This is a genomic window from Microvirga sp. 2TAF3 (assembly GCF_052114965.1).
GTDB lineage: Bacteria > Pseudomonadota > Alphaproteobacteria > Rhizobiales > Beijerinckiaceae > Microvirga.
On sequence record NZ_JBFRFT010000020.1, the window covers coordinates 1 to 17,332 of the forward strand.

Below are 17,332 nucleotides of genomic sequence, written 5' to 3' on the forward strand. Positions count from 1 at the left end.
TCCTTGCGCTCGCCCGAGGCCTTGTCCTTCCAGGTCTCCGAGGTCGCAAGGCGCAGGTTCACCACCGGTTCGCCATTGTTGAGACGCCGCACCTCCGGGTCGCGGCCCAGATTGCCCACCAGGATCACTTTGTTCACGCTGCCCGCCATGGCAACTTCTCCATCTCATCTCTCCTGATGCTCTGTAGGCATCGCCCGTCACATCAGGTCGGTTTCACTCTCCTGCCCCGATCGGAACATCACCAAATGTTCTATATTTGTTCTAAGAAAATGGCAAGAGAATAAGCGGAGGAAATGGCACGCATTCTAGGACATGATCCTTTGGCCTCGGAGAAGAGGGGCGGGGCCATCCCGGTGAGTTCTCCTCTCGAAAGGCTCGACAGGTGTACTTACTCGGCCGCCTGCAGATAGACGACCCGGGATTGGGTGCCCGAGACTTCCCGCAGGGTTTTCGCCATGTAGTTCAGGCGCTCGATCGCCTTTTCGAGATCGGACTTGGCGCCCTCGGTCAGATCGTAGGCGTTGCGCCCCCGGTAGAGCCGGTTGACCTGACTCTCCATCTCCACGGCGCTTTCATGGATACGATGGACGAGATTATCCGCAATGACGTCGGCATTGCTGTCGACGACGCAGAAACCGACATTACTTGCGCGTTCCTTTGACATTGATGACACCTCTTCTTGTCGTTCTTCTCGGTTTTCAGGCAACGGCCCGGGGCTCATGCCCGGCCAGGAGGCCGAGCCGGCGCGCCAGGGCGTTTTTCGTCACGGGCCCGACCCATGGCAGCGTCGCGAGCCAGGCTATTTTGTCGGCGCTCTCAGTATATTCGCGATAGAGACGGTCACGCTCGCGCCAGACGAGATCGATCGCATCGGCCTTGCCGGGATGCCGGAAGCCGAGCCGCGCGGTCGCGCCGACCTCGAGCGCACGCATGCAATGCTCATAGGCGCGGCGGCCGACCGATGGCGTCACGCTGGCATGGCAGATTGCAAAAATCACATGCCGGGCGAAATCGTCTCCGGTTTCAGGCGTCGCGTGCTCATTGTCGAAGCCATCCGAACTCCTGAGGCCCGTTCCGGCAAGCTGATAGCTTGGCAATAAGTTCACTTTATGTTCCATGCCGCTTGAATCAATTGGACAAGTTTAGTTCCGGTCCTGCGGATCCGCGGGGCCTTCCATCCAAACGACGTGGCTCGCGTCGGATCGAAGCGTGACGGGTAAAGTCGCGCATGGGTCGGAAAGGAGCGGATACCTTTCGGGCCGCGCTTGCGCCAATTCTCATCGGAGGTCTGGAAAGCCTGGCTTTTCGTGGCTTTTCCAACATAACCCTGCTCCACCAAGATGGGATCGCATGCCTCCGGCCGCAAGGTGCGCAGCAGTGATGGAGCGGGGTTCGAGGCCATCTTTTCCGGTTGCGGCCAAGTCGCTATTTCGCAGCGCGCGATCTTGAAAGTATGGGCGAGATCAAGGTCGGTCTCGACCCCGTAGACTGCGGCCGCACAGGAGAATGCCTCGGTGAAAGGCGCCATCCTGCACCAGCTCTTCTCGGCCATGTGCAGAGGCCATGACCAGAGCCCGTCGCCGCGCCGATCGGCGAGGCTTTCCCGCGCGATGAAATAGCCCGTCGTCTTGTGCTCGAGACCGCTGTCGGTCACGAGCCAGTCCTCGTTCTCGAAGATTGATTGTTCTTCCGCCAAGGCCGCCATTCCATCCTCCCAGCCCCGGCAGGCGCGTGCCTTAAAGGCGCCATAGCCGAAGCGCATGAGCTGCAATAGGAACAAAAAGAGAACATACCGCGACGGGTTTTCGTGTCAAGCAAACATGCTCGCGCGGACTGTAATCTTGGAGTAACCGATATTATGTGGGAGGTCGGGTGGTAGGATTAAATAGACCGTGCATCTTTCTTCCGAAAATGAGACGAAGCTCTCGTGGGCGGCACTGCCCAGCTTGATTGAAGATCGACCATCCCGTTTAGTGGAGACACCTTAGATGACGAGCCTGAAACGCCTGGAAACGGATAGCCTCAGGCGTCTTGAAGAGATGCGCTCCACTTTCGACCGGCTGCGCGCGGAGCGGATTCGAGCGGAGGGCGAAGTCGACCGCCTGACGCGCGAACTCGAACAGGCCCGTGACACCGCCAAGTCTGAATTCGGCACCGACGATGAAGCCGAAATCCAGCGACGGATTGAAGCAGCCCTGACCGAAAACGCAAAGCGCGTCGAGGAATTCGGCGCGGTGCTGCGCGAGGTCGAAACGCGCCTGCAGCAGCTTGGAGGCGGGTATTGATCCGGGTCGAGACAATCGATCATGAGGTCGCCCGCGCCGAGGCCTCGCTCGCGCGTCTGGAAGGCTCCCGCGATGCGCTGAGAGCGCGCGCTGTGGAGCTGACGCGCGAGATCGAGCTCGCCAAGGGCCGGCTTGCGGTGAAGGATGAGGTCGAAGCCTTCATCGAGGCGGTGCACGGCAGTGCCAGCAGACGCAATCTGGCCGCGTTCGAGACGTTGCTGAGTGCGCTGGTGCAGGAGGTTCTGCCGGGGGAGAAACCCGTCGCGCTCGACCTTTCGACGGAGCGCGGCCTGGCCGCCCTCGACATCTGCGTGACGCGTCCCGACGGCAGCATGGAAGACGTGCTGGAAGACAATGGTGGTGCGCTTACCAACGTGATCGGCATGGCCCTGCGCCTGATCGCCGTGGTCAAGGCCGATGTCGCGCGCTTTCTTGCTCTCGACGAGGCGGATTGCTGGATCGCACCCGAGCGCGTCGCATCCTTCTACCGGGTGCTGGAGGACGGCGCTGCGCGCCTTGGCGTGCAGTGCCTCGCGGTATCCCATCACGACCTGTCGCAATTCTCCGGGCAGTTCCACATCGCACGCATCGCCGGCGAGCCGGTCTCAGGCGTCAAGGTGCAATCTACCGATTGCGGCGCCGTATGGGACGACGCCGCGCCGGGCCTTCGTTTCATCCGGCTCATCAACGTGCAGGCCTATGAGGATGCAACCCTGCACTTGAGCCCCGGCGTGAATGCTCTGATCGGCCCGAACAATCGCGGCAAATCGACCTTCATCCGGGCGCTCCGCGCCGTGTTCTACGGCGAGGCGCGAGATAGCCTCGTTAGAGCGGGCGCGAAGGCCGCTACCGTCGAGATCGGCGTCGCCGGCAAGCGCGTGCTTCGCTTCACGCGCCAGCCGCGCCGCACGCCGGTCAATATCTGGTCGCTCCACGAGGCGGACGGAACAATCGTCGAGGCCAAGGGCATGCGCTATGAGAGCGGCGGCCGCGCGGTGCCGGATTGGGTCGCAGACCTGTTTCGCATCACCAAGGTGGAAGATCTCGACGTGCACATCGCGCATCAGAAATTCCCGGTCTTCCTGTTGGGCGAGACGCCCTCGCGCCGCTCCGCCGTGCTCTCCATCGGTCAGGAGGCGGGCTACATTCGCGACATGCTCGTCATTCATCGAGAGCGCTGTGCACGCGACAACACGCTCGTCCGCAACGGCGAGCGGGAATTGATCGCCCTGAACGAGACGCTGGACGGTTTTCACGAGCTCGAAAGCCTGAAGGGAAAGCTCGCTCATGCCCGACAGCAAGCCGTAGATATCAAGAAGACGGATACCCTCCTGCAGAACATGCAGAATCATCTGCGGACGCTGGAGGATCTCCAAGGGAAGCTGGCGAAGGCACGGGCGCGGACGGAAATTACGGCCAGCCTGCCGGAACCGGAGCGGTTGACTGCGCTCGCGACGGCCCTGGAGCGCTCCCGCGAACGGGAACGCATCGGCAGGAACGTCCTGCAAACGGCCGATGCGCTTCGCCGAAGCCGCGCGCGGCTTTCCGCCCTGCAATCCCTGCCCGAGACCGTGCCCGATCTTGAAAGCACGGCGCCGGCACAAGACATCCTGAAACGCCTCGCCGATCTTCGCATCGCTGCCGGTATCGCACAGGGAAGCATGACGCAGATCGATGCGGACCTCGGCGCCCTCCGCGCAGAGATGGCGCATCTCGTCGAAGAAACGGGCGGTGTTTGCCCCACCTGCGGTTCGCCCGTGAGTGCGGAAAACCTGCTGGAGCACCAAGCTCATTCATCCATGGAGCGATTGACCGCATGATCCTGTCCGGAGACCGCCTCGAAATCGTATCCTGCAACGGCATTCTTGTCATCGGCGATCCGCATGTCGGCTCGCGGCGCCCGGGGCGGCGCAAGGATGCGCTTTGGCCGCAGCCGGTTCTCGCGAAGCTTGAACATTGCGCGGCCATCGCCAACGAGCGCGGCTTGGCCGTCGTCATCCTGGGCGATCTGTTCGACAGGCCAGTGGAGCCGGACGAGGCGCTCAAGAACCAGCTCATCCGCATCTTGAAAGGTTTCAGGCATCGGCCACTCGTCAATGTGGGAAACCACGACATCCAGCACATGACCCTGACCGACAGCGATACGCTGGCCCTGCTCGGGCTCTGCGATGTGGTCGATGTGGTCGCGACCTCCGCTCCCATTACCGAATTTCACATCGGAGGGCGCCGTCTCGGTGTTGGCATGACGCCGTTCGGACAGACGATTCCGGTCGATGTGCGCGGCAGCTTCTCCGGCGTCGACATGCAGGCCTGGTTCACCCATCATGACATCGCTTTCGACGGTGGTTATCCCGGCGCGGTGCCGCCCTTCGCGGTCGAAGGCTGCGACCTTCTCGTCAACGGGCATATTCACAAGACACAGAAGGGCATCCTCGCCGGCCGCACGCGTTGGATGAATCCCGGCAACATCACCCGGCAATCGGTCGATCTTTTGGATCACGTTCCGCGCGCCTGGATCCTTGACGGCAGCGGCGACCTGATCGCGCAGCCCTTGCCGTTCGAAGCCAATGTGTTCGACCTCACGGGACGCTTGGTCGACGCGGCCGATGACGGTGCTGTGGCCGCGGCCGTCGAGAGCGCCTTCGTCACCCTGCTCCAGGCGGAATCGCCGACCGAGCTGAAACGCAGCGGCGACGGCTCAATCGTGCGGGACGAGATCGAGGCCAAGTTCTCGCAGGACGATACATCCGAGTCCGTCCGCGCGATCGTCCGCTCGCTTCTTGGCGAAGCGGTGGAGCGGCATGCGCGCTCTTGACCCTCGTTAGCGCATCGTGCGGAAAAGTGGACCCGGTTTTCCGCACGATGCTCTAGAAAGCGAAGGGATCCGAATAGGGCAGGCGGCGTCGGCGCACCTGCGTCTCAGGCAGGATCGGGCGGCCGATATCGACGGCAACCAGGCCTTCGCAGGCCAGTGCAAGAACAGCCGCCACCCCGTCCGCCGTGTTCATGACGGCGCTCGCGCAATCCACAAGCCGCATCGCGCCGCATTCGTCGAGCTGGTGCAGAATGCGCACCCGGTCGCCCGCCGTCACGGGCGTACGCTTGCAGGCCATGATGAGACGGACGGTGGTGAAGCGCGGCTCGGCGCGGATGCTGCTCACCGTCTCGAGAGAAAAGGGACGTCCATCGGCCGAGGTCGATCCGTGGATCGCGGCTGCGCGCAGAGGATGCTTCATCAGGTCATCGTCCGTCACGATGTCGACGAGGGTCGAGGCTCCGTCCCGGACGATCTCGAAATCCGCGATATGCGTGATGTCCTTGCCGCCGATGTCGAACCGGGCAGGATCGGCCGGCGCTCTCAAGGCTTCCACATCAGGATCGAGTTCGCAGATCGCCAGGAAATCGGCAACCAATCCATTGCGCGTCACAGGAGCCTGGGGACTCTTCTGGCCACGGCGAGACCCGGATCGGGACGAGCGTCGCGACGAGAGGTCGAGGATGGCTTGCGCGGACATCGGGGCCTCCAGCGTGGCAGTGGGGTGGGATTTCAGGATAAGGAATAGATTTCACCCTGAATTCAATTGAGAACAAATACAGAACAATAATGATGTCGTCAAATTTTCGCCGCCTCGTCTTCGTGCCCGAGGGAGACGACTGCATGAGGCTGACTTGCCAAGCGTTGGGTCAAAAGGTCGCTGACGCCTGAAATGCTTGTAATTTAAGGGTTTGAGGCTTGGCAATATTGTCTTGTCACTGGACGTGAATGGGCCGATTTGATATGGAACAAACAAAGAACGAACCCGCTTCGGCGATGGTTCGAACGAGTTGCGGAGCCGCGTGCGGTCTCCCTTTGCAAGTGAGGATCGAGGATGAATACGACGGATAGGAAAATCGCCGACGTGCTTGCGAAATTCGGTGAGCCGATGGCCGGGAACGTCTGGCGTGTCCAAGGCGCGGTCGTGATCTATCACAAGGCGCTGGAGCGCATCGCGGCTCAGGCCCAGATCCAGTTCGAGCCGCCGACCATCGTCCGCGCCGAACGGGACGAGGCCGTCATTCTGGTGGCGGGCCGCATGGGCGAGCGGGTGGAATGGTCCATCGGCGAAGCCCTTGTCGGGACGAATTACCGCATATCCGGCAAGCAGGCGGCTTATGTCTATGCCATGGCCGAGAAGCGGGCGAAGGACCGGGTGATTCTCAAGCTGATCGAATTGCACGGCTTGGTCTATTCCGAGGAAGAGGCCGACGAGTTCAGGCACAGCCGTACGGCTTTGGCCGAGCCGCAGGCCGAGGTGGAAAGAACCACGGTCGAAATCGTCGGCTCCGACAGTGCCATCGAGACCGAGCTGAAGCAGAAGATCAGCAAGGCGAAGACCATCAATGCGGTCACCGACCTCATGCTCCATGCCGATACGCAGCGTGTGCTGGGCGATCTGCCGGAGGGCATCCGCGATGAAATTCGCGATTTCGCGAAGGCGCGTCTCGTCGAGCTCGGCTGGCCATCGAAGAAGGCCGCCTGATTATTCAACAAAAGGGGATGAGCGATCATCCCCTTTTGCACGAGCTCATCGCCGCGTATGATGGAGACTGCACATCATCGAAAAGTCACGGCATGAGCATCGGTACCGAACCATCCAAGGCAGACAGGCATGAGCGGCTGACGGGCTGCTTTCTGATCGCGGGCGCGGTTCTCTGCCTTGTCGGTGCGGGTGGAATGCTCTGGTGGCGTCACGGCGCTGCCGTCTTCACCGATGTGGTCTCGTCCGCTCTTGCCTGGTGTTTCTGAAGCAACCCGCTGCGCGATGTGCGCGCCAGCCCGTGGCTGGTCTTATTCCAATGGAACGGTTCTCGCACGACCTCCCATAACGCCCTCCAGGCCGCGATGCTGACGAGTGCGTAATAGGCCGGAAGAAGCGGGATCCACGGCAGCAGCCGCCACAACCTCCGGCGATTGAGCGCGACACAGGCGGGAAGGAAGATTGCGGCCACCCCCAGCAGGAACAAGGTCAGGCTTCCCATCCGCCAAGCCGCTTGCCACTGGGCTTCGGGGAACAGATCCTGTCGCCATAAAACGACGAAGAGACCCGTGAAAAACGGATAACTCAACGCGCTGAGTACCGTCCCGAACGTCAAGACCAGTGCTCCGAAGAAGCGCCACGGCCCCAGCTGGACAAGCGTCACCCACGGCTTGCGCGAATGACTGACACAGGTCTGTATGAAGCCCTTCATCCAGCGCGTGCGCTGGTTCATCCACTGATCGAGCGTGCTTGGGGCCTCTTCCAGAGTGGAGGAGGGGAGGTCGGCTATTCTGTATCCGAACCTTGCCAGACGAATGCCGAGATCCGCATCTTCCGTCACGTTCCACGCATCCCACCCGCAGATGTCATGGAGGACTTTCGTGCGGAAGTGATTGGACGTCCCGCCAAGTGTCATCGGGCTTCCGATCTCGGCCAGGCCCGGATTGAACACATCGAAGAGAGTTGCGTATTCGATCGTGAACAGCCGCGTCAGCCAGGTGTCGTCCGTATTGTCGATGGTCAGGCGCGCCTGCAGGCAGGCAACCTCCGGCGGCCGCTGGATGAAGGCCGCGACGGCATCGCGCAACTGGCCGGGATCGGGCACATCCTCGGCATCGTAGATGACGGTATAACGGCCTCGTGCCAGGGGTAGGGCAATGTTCAGCGCCCTCGGTTTCGTGCGCGGGTCGCCAGAGGGCGCCACGATCACCTCGATGAATCCCGGCATATCGATCGCGGCAAGAGCGGATTGCGTCTCCAGGTCGTCGGCTTCGAGGACGAATTTGATGTCGAGCTTGGCCGCTGGGTAATCGAGATGTGACAGGGCAGCCACCAGCCGCGATGCGACCCGCCGCTCCCGATAGAGCGGGGCGATGATGGTATAGATCGGCAGAGCTGCATCGTCCGTGCGAGGCGGTTTGAGCGGGGGCTGGACCGGGTTGTCCAGGATCGCGGCGGCCAATCGCAACACGACCCCGCCGAGAAAGAGCAGACTCAGCCCGGTCCCGAGGAAGGCCAGGGCGACATCGGGGGTGCGAATGCTGCCGAACGAGAGCAGCAGGGAGAGAATGCTCAATCCCGCAATCTGTCCGACAGAGAAACCGCCACGGATCGACAGATCGGGAGCCTTTTCGCTCAGAGCGTTTGCGCCGCGATGCGCGATGGACATCGACCGGGCATCGATCACCGCCTTTGTCAGCCGGGAGGGCGGGGTGACGACGAGACCCTTATGGATGACGCGCCGGTCCTTCAGAAGCCGGGAGAGAACGGGGCCGCAGGGAGCGATCGCGAAGGTCCTGACAGGCTCCATCGGCGCGATGCCCGTCAGGATGCTGTCCGGATAGCGGCATTGCCGGGACAGGCGGGGCGAGAGCGTGAACGGCAGCCCAAGCTCATGAGCGAGAGCCCGATAGAACTCGGTTTCCTCGACGAGACCTCCTTTCAGCAGGAGCACGTCGGCCGTGACCCCGGCCGCCTCGGCAAAGATTGCCGCGTGGTGCAGCAAGTCCGGCGAGTGACCGTGATCGGCAAGAAAGCCGATTTCCACCGGCAAGGCGGGCGGTTCGATGGTTGACTGTAGGCCTTCCTCCGCTAGACCCTCGCTTATGGGCGACGGCGGCTTCCGGGAATGAGGCGGGGCGGCTTGCAAGAGGGTGACGATTGTTAAAACGATATAATGTTAAAATCTTCGTCGCCTGCTTCTCCTTCAAGATCAATACCCTTGCTCTTTGGCGGCTCGCGTTATCCATGGCTTTCATCCTGTGCGGTGTCCTTGGTGCGCAGGCGCAGGAGGTGGCGATCCCTAACTTCTGGGATCCGCGCGTACAGCTGGAGCGGCCGGACCTGACGGGTTTGCGGCCCATCCGCTTTCTCATCGACGATGATTTTCCGCCCCTCCATTTCAGCGGCCCCGACGGAAACCCGACTGGCTTTTCGGTGGAGCTTGCCCGCGCCGCCTGCGAGCGCCTGTCGATTTCCTGCACCGTGCAGGTGCGCCGGTTCGACACCCTGCTCGATGCGCTGGCGGACAGGCAGGGTGATGTGGTCGCTGCCGCCATTCCCATCACTGTCCCACTCCGGCAGCGGTTTGCCGTAACGGCGCCTTACTTCAAGATTCCGGCCCGTTTCGCGGTCAGGAAGGATCGCAACGTGCCGCCACAGGCCAAGGCGCTTCAGGGCAAGGCCATCGGGGTCGTCGGGGGCACAGCCCACGAGGCCTACGCCAAGGCCTTCATGCAGGGAGCGAGCCTAAAGCCCTATCCGGAGCTTGCGGAGGCCGAAGCCGCGTTGAAGGCCGGCGAGATCGATTACATCTTCGCCGATGGGCTGGGCCTCTCACTCTGGATCGGCGGCGAGGATGCTGCCGGATGCTGCGATTTCGCCGGCGGCCCCTACCTTGAGAGCCGTTTTTTCGGTGAGGGTATCGGGTTTGTCGTCCGCCAGGACGAGGAAAACCTGCGTCGGGCCTTCGATTATGCCCTGCAGCAGCTCTGGAAAGAAGGCAAATACGCTGAGCTCTACCTGCGCTTCTTTCCGGTCAGTCCCTTTTAAGCCGCATTGACCCTGGGCGGCGGGCTCCCTAGTGTGCCGCGTTTCCCATCAGCTTTGGTCACATGTCTCAGCCTCTTTCTCTCGACCCCGCCCTCATCGATGCCGCACAGACCGCCACCGCCTGGCCTTTCGAGGAGGCGCGCAAGCTGATCGAACGGCTCAAACGCACGGGAAAGAAAGAGGTGCTGTTCGAGACCGGTTATGGCCCGTCGGGCCTGCCGCATATCGGCACCTTCGGTGAGGTCGCCCGCACCAGCATGGTGCGCCACGCCTTCCGGGTACTGACCGGCGATACGATCCCGACCCACCTTGTCGCCTTCTCGGACGACATGGATGGTCTGCGCAAGGTGCCGGACAACGTTCCGAACAAGGAGCTCCTGGCCTCCGCGCTCGGCAAGCCGTTGACCCAGGTGCCGGATCCGTTCGGCACGCATGAGAGCTTCGCCCACCACAACAATGCGCGCCTGCGCGAATTCCTCGATGCCTTCGGCTTCGATTACGAATTCATGTCGGCGACCGAGTGCTACAAGGCCGGCCGGTTCGACAGGACCCTGCTCACGGTGCTCGAGCGCTACGACGCCGTGATGGCGATCATGCTGCCCTCGCTTCGTGAGGAGCGGCAGCAATCCTATTCGCCGTTCCTCCCCATCCATCCGAAGACCGGCATCGTGATGCAGGTGCCCATCGACGAGCGCAAGCTCGATGCGGGCACCATCGTCTGGCGCGATCCGGAAACCGGAGAGCGCTTCGAGACGCCGGTGACGGGCGGACATGCCAAGCTGCAATGGAAGCCCGATTGGGCCATGCGCTGGGTGGCGCTGGGCGTCGATTACGAAATGGCGGGCAAGGATCTGATCGACAGCGTCAAGCTGTCGGGCGAGATCGCCAAGGCCATCGGCGGCCTTCCGCCGGAAGGATTCAACTACGAGCTCTTCCTGGACGAGAAGGGACAGAAGATCTCCAAGTCCAAGGGCAATGGCCTCACCATCGACGAGTGGCTCGCCTATGGCACGCCGGACAGCCTCGGCCTGTTCATGTACAACAAGCCGCGCGAGGCGAAGCGGCTCTTCTTCGACGTGATCCCGCGTCAGGTCGACGATTACCTGACCTTCCTGGAGAAGTATCCGGCGCAGGATATCAAGACGCGTCTGATGAACCCGGTCTGGCACCTCCATGCGGGCCATCCGCCCGCTCCGGAACTGGTGTCGTCGGGCACAGGCAATCAGCCCGGCACGACGATTTCCTTCTCCATGCTGCTCAATCTGGTGGCGGTAGCGAATTCCGAGGAGCCTTCGGTGCTGTGGGGCTTCATCCGCCGCTACGCGCCCGGCGTTTCGCCCGAGACGCATCCGCGTCTCGACAGCCTCGTGAAACGCGCGGTTCGCTACTTCCAGGATTTCGTGAAACCGCAGAAGACCTATCGCCTGCCGGACGAGGTCGAGGCCGCCTCTTTGCGTCGCCTGGAGGAGGTGCTCACCTCCTTCGAAGCGGACAATCGTCCTGTGACGGCGGAGGCGATCCAGGAGGAGATCTACAATGTCGGCCGCGCCGAGCCGCGCTACCAGGATCTCAAGGCCAAGGGCGCCACGCCCGAGCGGCCTGGCGTCTCCATCGAGTGGTTCAACACGATCTATCAGGTGCTGCTCGGTGAGCCGCGTGGACCGCGCTTCGGCTCCTTCGTCGCTCTCTATGGAGTGAAGGAAACGCGGGCGCTGATCCAAAAGGCTCTTGAGGGCAAGCTCGTGAGCGAGCACGAGGCCTTCCTGAAGAGAAGAGACAACGAGCGCGCGGCTTAAGGACCCTTACTGCCGCGCCCACATGATCCGGGCGACCCAGGCGACTTCTTCGGCTGGGATCACCCGGTCCTCATGCGCCTCATTGAGAGATACGAGCTCCAGTGTCTTTGCGGAGCGGCGTTTGAGTTCCTTCGCCAGAACTTCGCCGCCGGTCGTGCGCACGACCACCCGGTCGCCTTTCCGCATGCTCGCCGTGGGGGAGACGATGAGGATGTCTCCGTCACGATAGAGTGGCGCCATGGAATCGCCCGTCACTTCCAGGGCGAAGACCTTCTCCTGACCGAAATCGGGAAAGTCGATTTCGTCCCAGCCGGGTCCGCTGGCGGGTAGGCCTTCGTCCGTGAAGAGTTTACCCGTTCCGGCCTGTGTCAGGCTGATCAGCGGAATCGTGGAGCGGCGCAGTGAGCCGGATGGCTCGACGAGGCGCAGGAAATCTTCCAGCGTCGCGCCGGTGGCGCGCAGGATTTTTGCAATCGACTCGGTCGAAGGCCAGCGATCCCGACCCTCGGGACTCGTACGCTTCGATTTGTTGAAGCTAGTAGCATCGAGGCCAGCCTTGCGGGCAAGGCCTGATGCAGTCATGCCGTGGCGAGAAGCCAGAGCATCGATAGCGGCCCAAACACGGTCATGGGACAACATATGATGAACCTTCGAGAGGTGCCAAAAACTCTACTGGAAACCGGACCTATGATTAGGAATTAAGGTTGTTATAAGGCCCAGATAACCATGAACAAGGTATCGCGACAACTCGTCCATGTTTCGGTTGCCCCGGAAGGGGCTGGGCGCTACTCAAAAGCGCCATGATGATCTACAAAATCTGCTCGCGGCTCCTTTGGCAAGAGGCTGAGAAAGTCGGCATCTTCAGCGGTGCGCCCATCGATGCGAAGGATGGGTACATCCATTTTTCCACGGGAACGCAGGTTCGCGAGACCGCAGCGAAGCACTTCGCGGGCCAGGACGATTTGCTGTTGATCGCGATCGAAGGCAAAGAACTTGGCGAAGCCCTACGCTACGAATCGTCACGAGGAGGCGATCTGTTCCCGCATCTTTACGCACCGCTTCCTTTAACCGCCGTGCTGTGGGTGAAACCGCTCCTCCTGGGCGCTGACGGTCATCACAATTTTCCGGATCTTACTCCATGATCACCGCGCTGTTTCCCCTGGCGAAGAAGGTTCTGCACGCTCTCGATGCGGAGAGCGCGCATCAGCTGACGATCAGGAGCCTATCCCTGCTGCCGGTGCGGCCAGTGCCGCAGGACGATCCGCGTCTCGCGATCGATGTATTCGGTCGCCACTTTCCGAATCCGGTCGGGCTGGCGGCGGGTTTCGACAAGCAGTGCGAAGTGCCCGATCAACTGCTGTCGCTCGGTTTCGGATTCGTCGAACTCGGCGGCGTCGTACCGAAGCCGCAGGAAGGCAACCCGCGCCCGCGGGTTTTCCGGCTGACACGGGATGAAGCCATCATCAACCGGTTCGGTCTCAACAGCGAGGGGCTTGACGCAGCACGTCGGCGTTTGTCGCAGCGCCGCGGCCGTCCCGGAATAGTCGGTGTCAATATCGGTGCGAACAAGGACTCGGACGATCGCATTGCCGATTACGCCCTGTGCATTCGAGAGTTGTCCGGTCTCGTCGATTTCCTCACCATCAACGTGTCCTCGCCCAACACGCCGGGCCTGCGCGATCTTCAGGGCGAGGCCTTCCTCGACGATCTTCTCGCCCGTTGCATCGAGGCGCGCGACGAAGCAGACCGGGGGCGGGCGAAAACAACCGTCCTGCTGAAGATCGCGCCCGACATTTCGCTCGAGACGCTCGACGCTATCGTCGCGACGGCCTTGAAGCGCGGTGTCGACGGGCTGACAGTTTCCAACACGACGGTGGCCCGTCCCGACAGCCTGAAGGAAAAGAGCCTCGCCAGGGAGACTGGCGGCCTGTCGGGCAAGCCGCTTTTCGAGCCCTCAACGAAGCTCCTGGCGGAGACCTTTCTGCGGGTGGAGCGCAAGATCCCCCTCATCGGTGTCGGCGGCGTCGATTCCGCCGAGGCGGCCTGGGCCAAGATCCGGGCCGGCGCGAGCCTGATCCAGCTCTATTCCGCCATGGTCTACAAGGGGCCCGGCCTCATCGGCGAGATCAAGCAGGGGCTGTTGACGATCCTCGAAAGGGAGCGCATTTCCCTCGATCAAGCTGTCGGCCGTGACGCGGCGGCGCTCGCAAAGGGACAGTTCTGAGCGCGGCTGGGGACTGAAAATCGGGATCAGTTCTTGATGGCGTACTTGAACGTTTTCCGTGTCAGCCGCTGGTAGAGCAGGGCCTGACCTATTCCGCGCGTGCCGAGGAAGACCAGAAGCGCAACCCAAAGACCCGTATTGCCGAGTTGGCCCATCGCCAGAAGCACGAGCCCATAAGCGGCAAGCGCGAGCAGCATGAGATCGCGCATGGCTTTGGTCCATGTCGCGCCGGCATAGATGCCGTCGAATGCGAAGGCGGCGGCGCCAACGAACGGCGTGAGCGCCGCATAGACCAGATAGTCCCGGGCATAGGTACGGATCTCGGGACTGGTCGAAACGAAATCGATGAACAACCCGCCGCCGACGAAGGCAATCACTGAGACGGCAAGGCCGAAACAGACGCTCCAGCCGAGGCTCAGACGAATGGCACGGCGGAATCCGCGCTCGTCCCGCGCCCCGATGCTTTGGCCGCACAAGGTTTCGGCGGCGGTTGCGAACCCGTCGAGGAAATATCCGCCGATCAGGAACAAGTTGAAGAGCACCGCATTCGCCGCCAGCGTCACGTCGCCGGATCGCGCGCCCATGGCGCTGAAGGTACCGAAAGCGATCATCAGCGCAATGTTGCGGATCATGATGTCCCGATTGACGGTCAGGGTCAGCAGCATCGCTGCCCGGTCCAGAACTTCCGACCATGCGACCGCGAAAGGGTTGGACCCGAGACGCCGTAGAACCAGAATGCCGAGGCCTACACCCAGCACCTCTGCAGCAGCCGTGCCGATGGCCGCGCCTGCGACGCTCATCTCGAACACCAGCACGAGAATCGAGGTGAGAAGGATATTAGCCACGTTGATCGCGACCTGCAGAAGCAGGCCCAGATCGGTGCGGCCCCTCCCCATGGTCGAACCGAGAATGACGTAATTGGCGAGGGTAAAGGGCGCAGCCCAGATGCGGATGAAGAAATAGGTCGACAGCGCATCCGTCACCGCCTCGCTCGCACCCGTCAGGGGAAAGGCGATAGCCGCAATGGGCCATTGCAACAGGATCAGCAGGAGACCTGTCAATATGGCCACCAGGAGGGCGCGGGCCAGCGTGCGGTCCACCTCATGGGGGTTCCCGGCCCCGGTCGCCTGGGCGGTCATGCCTGCGGTCGCCATACGCAGCGACCCGAAGCTCCAGAATACGAAATCGAAAACGACGGCACCCAGCGCCACCGCGCCGAGCAGGTGCGCCTCGCCGAGCCGTCCGATGACGGTCGCGTCAACGAGGCCGAGCAGCGGCGTCGTCACATGCGACAACGTCATCGGCAGCGCGAGCGCCAACAGCCGCCAATGCGTGACGGCGATCCGCCGCGAGGAAATGGAGCCTTCCATGGAGGTTCTCAGCGGAAAATTCTCATCGCCTGCCGAAGAGGCGGGCGACGAGCCAGAGCGGGACGACGATGATCGCCCCATAGAGAACCCAGCGGCCGACCTCGATCACTGTATCCATGCTGAGGTTGAGGAGCGACCGCAGCCAGTTGTAGAGGCCTTCGACCAGCCCGAAGGGCGTAATGCCGAGAAAGGCCATGAAGGCGCCGACAAGCAACGACAGGAAGGTCAGCCTTGCCAGCACGGAGCCGGGCGAGCCGCCGAGGAAACGGTTCATATTGGACATCGTCACTTCCTTATCCACCGGCCGTGCTGGACCTGCGTGTTTGCGTGTGCTTCATCGCAAGGGTCGGCGACGAACGCAACCTCATCCGAGTCTGGCATGATCGACCCCACCCTTTTCGACCCCTCCATCGTCAGCGAAGAAATCCGGACTCAGAACGCAGAGATCCTGTCCCGGCTGTCCAGCCTGCCGGATCCCTGGTCCGTGCCGCCTGCCGTGGTGCGGGAGCGCCGTCGCCAGGGCTTGGGCCCGTTCCCGCCCATGGCGTTGAGCACGCGTGCGAAGGTGATCGAGATCGATGGCCCGGCCGGGCCGTTGCCGCTTCGCATCATCGCTCCGGAGAACCCGAAAGGCATCTACTTCCATATCCATGGCGGCGGCTGGACCTGGGGCACGGCGGACGAGCAGGATCCCTGGCTCGACCGCTTGGCCGACCGATGCGGCCTCGCCGTCGTTTCGGTGGAATACCGGCTCGCGCCGGAGGATCCCTATCCCGCCGCCCATGATGATTGCGAGGCGGCGGCCCTCTGGGTCGTCCGCGAGGCGAAGGAGCGCTTCGGCACCGATCGCCTCTTCATCGGCGGCGAGTCGGCCGGCGCGCATCTCTCCGCCGTGACTTTGCTGCGCCTGCGCGACAAGCACGGGCTCACGCCGTTCAGGGGGGCGAACTTCTTTGCTGGCTGCTACGACCTCTCGCTGACTCCGAGCGTGGTAAATTGGGGCAGCGACAAGCTGATCCTCAACACCCGCGATGTCCGCATCTTCATCGACAATCTCTGCGGGCCCGAGATCGACCGGCGCGATCCCGACATATCGCCGCTTTATGCCAATCTCGACGGTCTGCCACCGGCTCTGTTCTCGGTGGGCACGCGGGATCTTCTGCTCGACGATACCCTCTTCATGGCTTCCCGCTGGGCCACGTCCGGCAACAAGACCGACCTCGCCGTTTGGCCGGGCGGCTGCCATGTGTTCATCCGTTTCGACAGTGCGTTGACTGAACAGGCGCTGTCGCGGATCGATGCTTTTATCGGAGCGCTTTAATCGGCGCTGGCCGGGGAGGGGCGCTGGGTCACGCCGATCTTGGACGCGGCGATGACCGCCTGGGTGCGGCTGTCGACGCCGAGCTTGTCGAGGATGGCCGAAACATGGGCCTTCACGGTCGCTTCCGAAACGGAAAGTTCATAGGCGATCTGCTTGTTGAGGAGACCCTCGGAGAGCATGGTCAGAACGCGGACCTGCTGCGGGGTAAGGGTGCCGAGGCGGCGGACTAGATCGGCGGTTTCCTTGTCCTCGGCGGCGGAGAGGTCCACATCCGGCGGGGTCCAAGTATCGCCTGCCAGCACGGCCTCGATGGCTCCGCCGATGCTGTCGATGTCGATGGATTTAGGAATGAAGCCCGAGGCACCGAACTCCATGGCGCGGCGGATCACCGTCGCCTCCTCTGTGGCCGAGACGATCACCACCGGAAGCTCGGGATGCTGCGCCCTTAAGGACAGAAGCCCGGAAAAGCCTTGTACGCCCGGCATCGTCAGATCGAGGAGGATGAGGTCGATATCCCGCTCATGGCCGAGTGCGGCGTTCAGTTCGTCCATCCCGTTCGCTTCGACAACGCGAGCCTTCGGCATGACGGAGCCGATCGCTTGCCGCAACGCGCCCCGAAACAACGGATGGTCGTCAGCAATAATGATCGTGGTGTTTTGACCCTGCACCCTGTCTTCTCCCACGCAACTATTCTGAGCCTTAGCCGCATCACCTATGCAATAGCAAGGCGGAGACGGAAAAGCGCGAAGCTATTCTACTGAAACTGTA

General features: G+C 62.3%; 19 protein-coding genes. 9 read left to right on the plus strand and 10 right to left on the minus strand.

Going from position 1 to position 17,332, the window contains the following annotated elements:
• The 4 genes from ssb to AB4Y97_RS17585 all read right to left on the minus strand — a co-directional run.
• The coding region (ssb, locus tag AB4Y97_RS17570; RefSeq protein ID WP_441998249.1) for a single-stranded DNA-binding protein at nt 1-149 on the minus strand (149 nt) is incomplete at its 3' end.
• Between the two features lie 239 nt (nt 150-388).
• Complete coding sequence (locus AB4Y97_RS17575) at nt 389-664, minus strand: hypothetical protein (RefSeq protein WP_442000340.1); 276 nt, start codon at nt 662-664, stop codon at nt 389-391.
• Between the two features lie 34 nt (nt 665-698).
• Nucleotides 699-1,106, minus strand: a complete 408-nt coding sequence (locus AB4Y97_RS17580) for a hypothetical protein (protein WP_442000341.1) — start codon at nt 1,104-1,106, stop codon at nt 699-701.
• Nucleotides 1,103-1,705 (minus strand): hypothetical protein, encoded by a 603-nt coding sequence (locus AB4Y97_RS17585; RefSeq protein ID WP_442000343.1) that lies wholly within the window; start codon nt 1,703-1,705, stop codon nt 1,103-1,105. The genes AB4Y97_RS17580 and AB4Y97_RS17585 overlap by 4 nt, the downstream gene beginning before the upstream one ends.
• Before the next feature lie 283 nt (nt 1,706-1,988).
• On the opposite strand from AB4Y97_RS17585, the gene AB4Y97_RS17590 reads away from it, so the two are divergent.
• The 3 genes from AB4Y97_RS17590 to AB4Y97_RS17600 are packed head-to-tail and all read left to right on the plus strand — an operon-like array spanning nt 1,989 to nt 5,100.
• Nucleotides 1,989-2,285, plus strand: a complete 297-nt coding sequence (locus tag AB4Y97_RS17590) for a hypothetical protein (protein ID WP_442000344.1) — start codon at nt 1,989-1,991, stop codon at nt 2,283-2,285.
• A complete protein-coding gene (locus AB4Y97_RS17595) occupies nt 2,282-4,105 on the plus strand; it encodes an AAA family ATPase (protein WP_442000345.1) in 1,824 nt (607 codons plus the stop codon). Before AB4Y97_RS17590 ends, AB4Y97_RS17595 begins: the two co-directional genes overlap by 4 nt.
• On the plus strand, nt 4,102-5,100 hold the full coding sequence (locus tag AB4Y97_RS17600) for a metallophosphoesterase (RefSeq protein WP_442000347.1): 999 nt from the start codon (nt 4,102-4,104) through the stop codon (nt 5,098-5,100). Before AB4Y97_RS17595 ends, AB4Y97_RS17600 begins: the two co-directional genes overlap by 4 nt.
• Before the next feature lie 52 nt (nt 5,101-5,152).
• Here the strand turns inward: AB4Y97_RS17600 and AB4Y97_RS17605 are convergent, their stop codons facing one another.
• Nucleotides 5,153-5,800: a hypothetical protein gene (locus tag AB4Y97_RS17605; RefSeq protein ID WP_442000348.1), complete on the minus strand. Its 648-nt coding sequence runs from the start codon at nt 5,798-5,800 to the stop codon at nt 5,153-5,155.
• 354 nt (nt 5,801-6,154) lie between these two features.
• On the opposite strand from AB4Y97_RS17605, the gene AB4Y97_RS17610 reads away from it, so the two are divergent.
• Nucleotides 6,155-6,805 carry a trna delta -isopentenylpyrophosphate transferase gene (locus AB4Y97_RS17610; protein ID WP_442000349.1) on the plus strand — a complete coding sequence of 217 codons (651 nt, stop codon included), beginning with the start codon at nt 6,155-6,157 and terminating at the stop codon, nt 6,803-6,805.
• 208 nt (nt 6,806-7,013) lie between these two features.
• Here AB4Y97_RS17610 and AB4Y97_RS17615 read toward each other — a convergent pair whose 3' ends face one another.
• Nucleotides 7,014-8,849 carry a glycosyltransferase gene (locus tag AB4Y97_RS17615; protein WP_442000405.1) on the minus strand — a complete coding sequence of 612 codons (1,836 nt, stop codon included), beginning with the start codon at nt 8,847-8,849 and terminating at the stop codon, nt 7,014-7,016.
• A 200-nt stretch (nt 8,850-9,049) separates the two neighbouring features.
• On the opposite strand from AB4Y97_RS17615, the gene AB4Y97_RS17620 reads away from it, so the two are divergent.
• Together AB4Y97_RS17620 and AB4Y97_RS17625 are read left to right on the plus strand one after the other, a co-directional pair.
• On the plus strand, nt 9,050-9,853 hold the full coding sequence (locus tag AB4Y97_RS17620) for a transporter substrate-binding domain-containing protein (RefSeq protein WP_442000350.1): 804 nt from the start codon (nt 9,050-9,052) through the stop codon (nt 9,851-9,853).
• A 62-nt stretch (nt 9,854-9,915) separates the two neighbouring features.
• A complete protein-coding gene (locus AB4Y97_RS17625) occupies nt 9,916-11,649 on the plus strand; it encodes a lysine--tRNA ligase (RefSeq protein ID WP_442000351.1) in 1,734 nt (577 codons plus the stop codon).
• Between the two features lie 6 nt (nt 11,650-11,655).
• Here AB4Y97_RS17625 and AB4Y97_RS17630 read toward each other — a convergent pair whose 3' ends face one another.
• Nucleotides 11,656-12,288 carry a S24 family peptidase gene (locus AB4Y97_RS17630; RefSeq protein WP_442000352.1) on the minus strand — a complete coding sequence of 211 codons (633 nt, stop codon included), beginning with the start codon at nt 12,286-12,288 and terminating at the stop codon, nt 11,656-11,658.
• A 161-nt stretch (nt 12,289-12,449) separates the two neighbouring features.
• Between AB4Y97_RS17630 and AB4Y97_RS17635 the strand changes: the two genes are divergently transcribed.
• Both AB4Y97_RS17635 and AB4Y97_RS17640 read left to right on the plus strand, forming a co-directional pair.
• Nucleotides 12,450-12,791 carry a DUF952 domain-containing protein gene (locus AB4Y97_RS17635; RefSeq protein ID WP_442000353.1) on the plus strand — a complete coding sequence of 114 codons (342 nt, stop codon included), beginning with the start codon at nt 12,450-12,452 and terminating at the stop codon, nt 12,789-12,791.
• Complete coding sequence (locus AB4Y97_RS17640; RefSeq protein ID WP_442000354.1) at nt 12,788-13,873, plus strand: quinone-dependent dihydroorotate dehydrogenase; 1,086 nt, start codon at nt 12,788-12,790, stop codon at nt 13,871-13,873. Before AB4Y97_RS17635 ends, AB4Y97_RS17640 begins: the two co-directional genes overlap by 4 nt.
• A 26-nt stretch (nt 13,874-13,899) precedes the next feature.
• Here AB4Y97_RS17640 and AB4Y97_RS17645 read toward each other — a convergent pair whose 3' ends face one another.
• A complete protein-coding gene (locus AB4Y97_RS17645; RefSeq protein ID WP_442000355.1) occupies nt 13,900-15,243 on the minus strand; it encodes an MATE family efflux transporter in 1,344 nt (447 codons plus the stop codon).
• 22 nt (nt 15,244-15,265) lie between these two features.
• Nucleotides 15,266-15,526 carry a DUF6460 domain-containing protein gene (locus AB4Y97_RS17650; protein WP_442000356.1) on the minus strand — a complete coding sequence of 87 codons (261 nt, stop codon included), beginning with the start codon at nt 15,524-15,526 and terminating at the stop codon, nt 15,266-15,268.
• A gap of 96 nt (nt 15,527-15,622) precedes the next feature.
• On the opposite strand from AB4Y97_RS17650, the gene AB4Y97_RS17655 reads away from it, so the two are divergent.
• Nucleotides 15,623-16,564 (plus strand): alpha/beta hydrolase, encoded by a 942-nt coding sequence (locus tag AB4Y97_RS17655; RefSeq protein WP_442000357.1) that lies wholly within the window; start codon nt 15,623-15,625, stop codon nt 16,562-16,564.
• On the opposite strand, the gene AB4Y97_RS17660 is transcribed toward AB4Y97_RS17655, so the two are convergent.
• Nucleotides 16,561-17,232: a response regulator gene (locus AB4Y97_RS17660; RefSeq protein ID WP_442000358.1), complete on the minus strand. Its 672-nt coding sequence runs from the start codon at nt 17,230-17,232 to the stop codon at nt 16,561-16,563. The genes AB4Y97_RS17655 and AB4Y97_RS17660 overlap by 4 nt on opposite strands.
• Between the last annotated feature and the right edge of the window lie 100 nt (nt 17,233-17,332).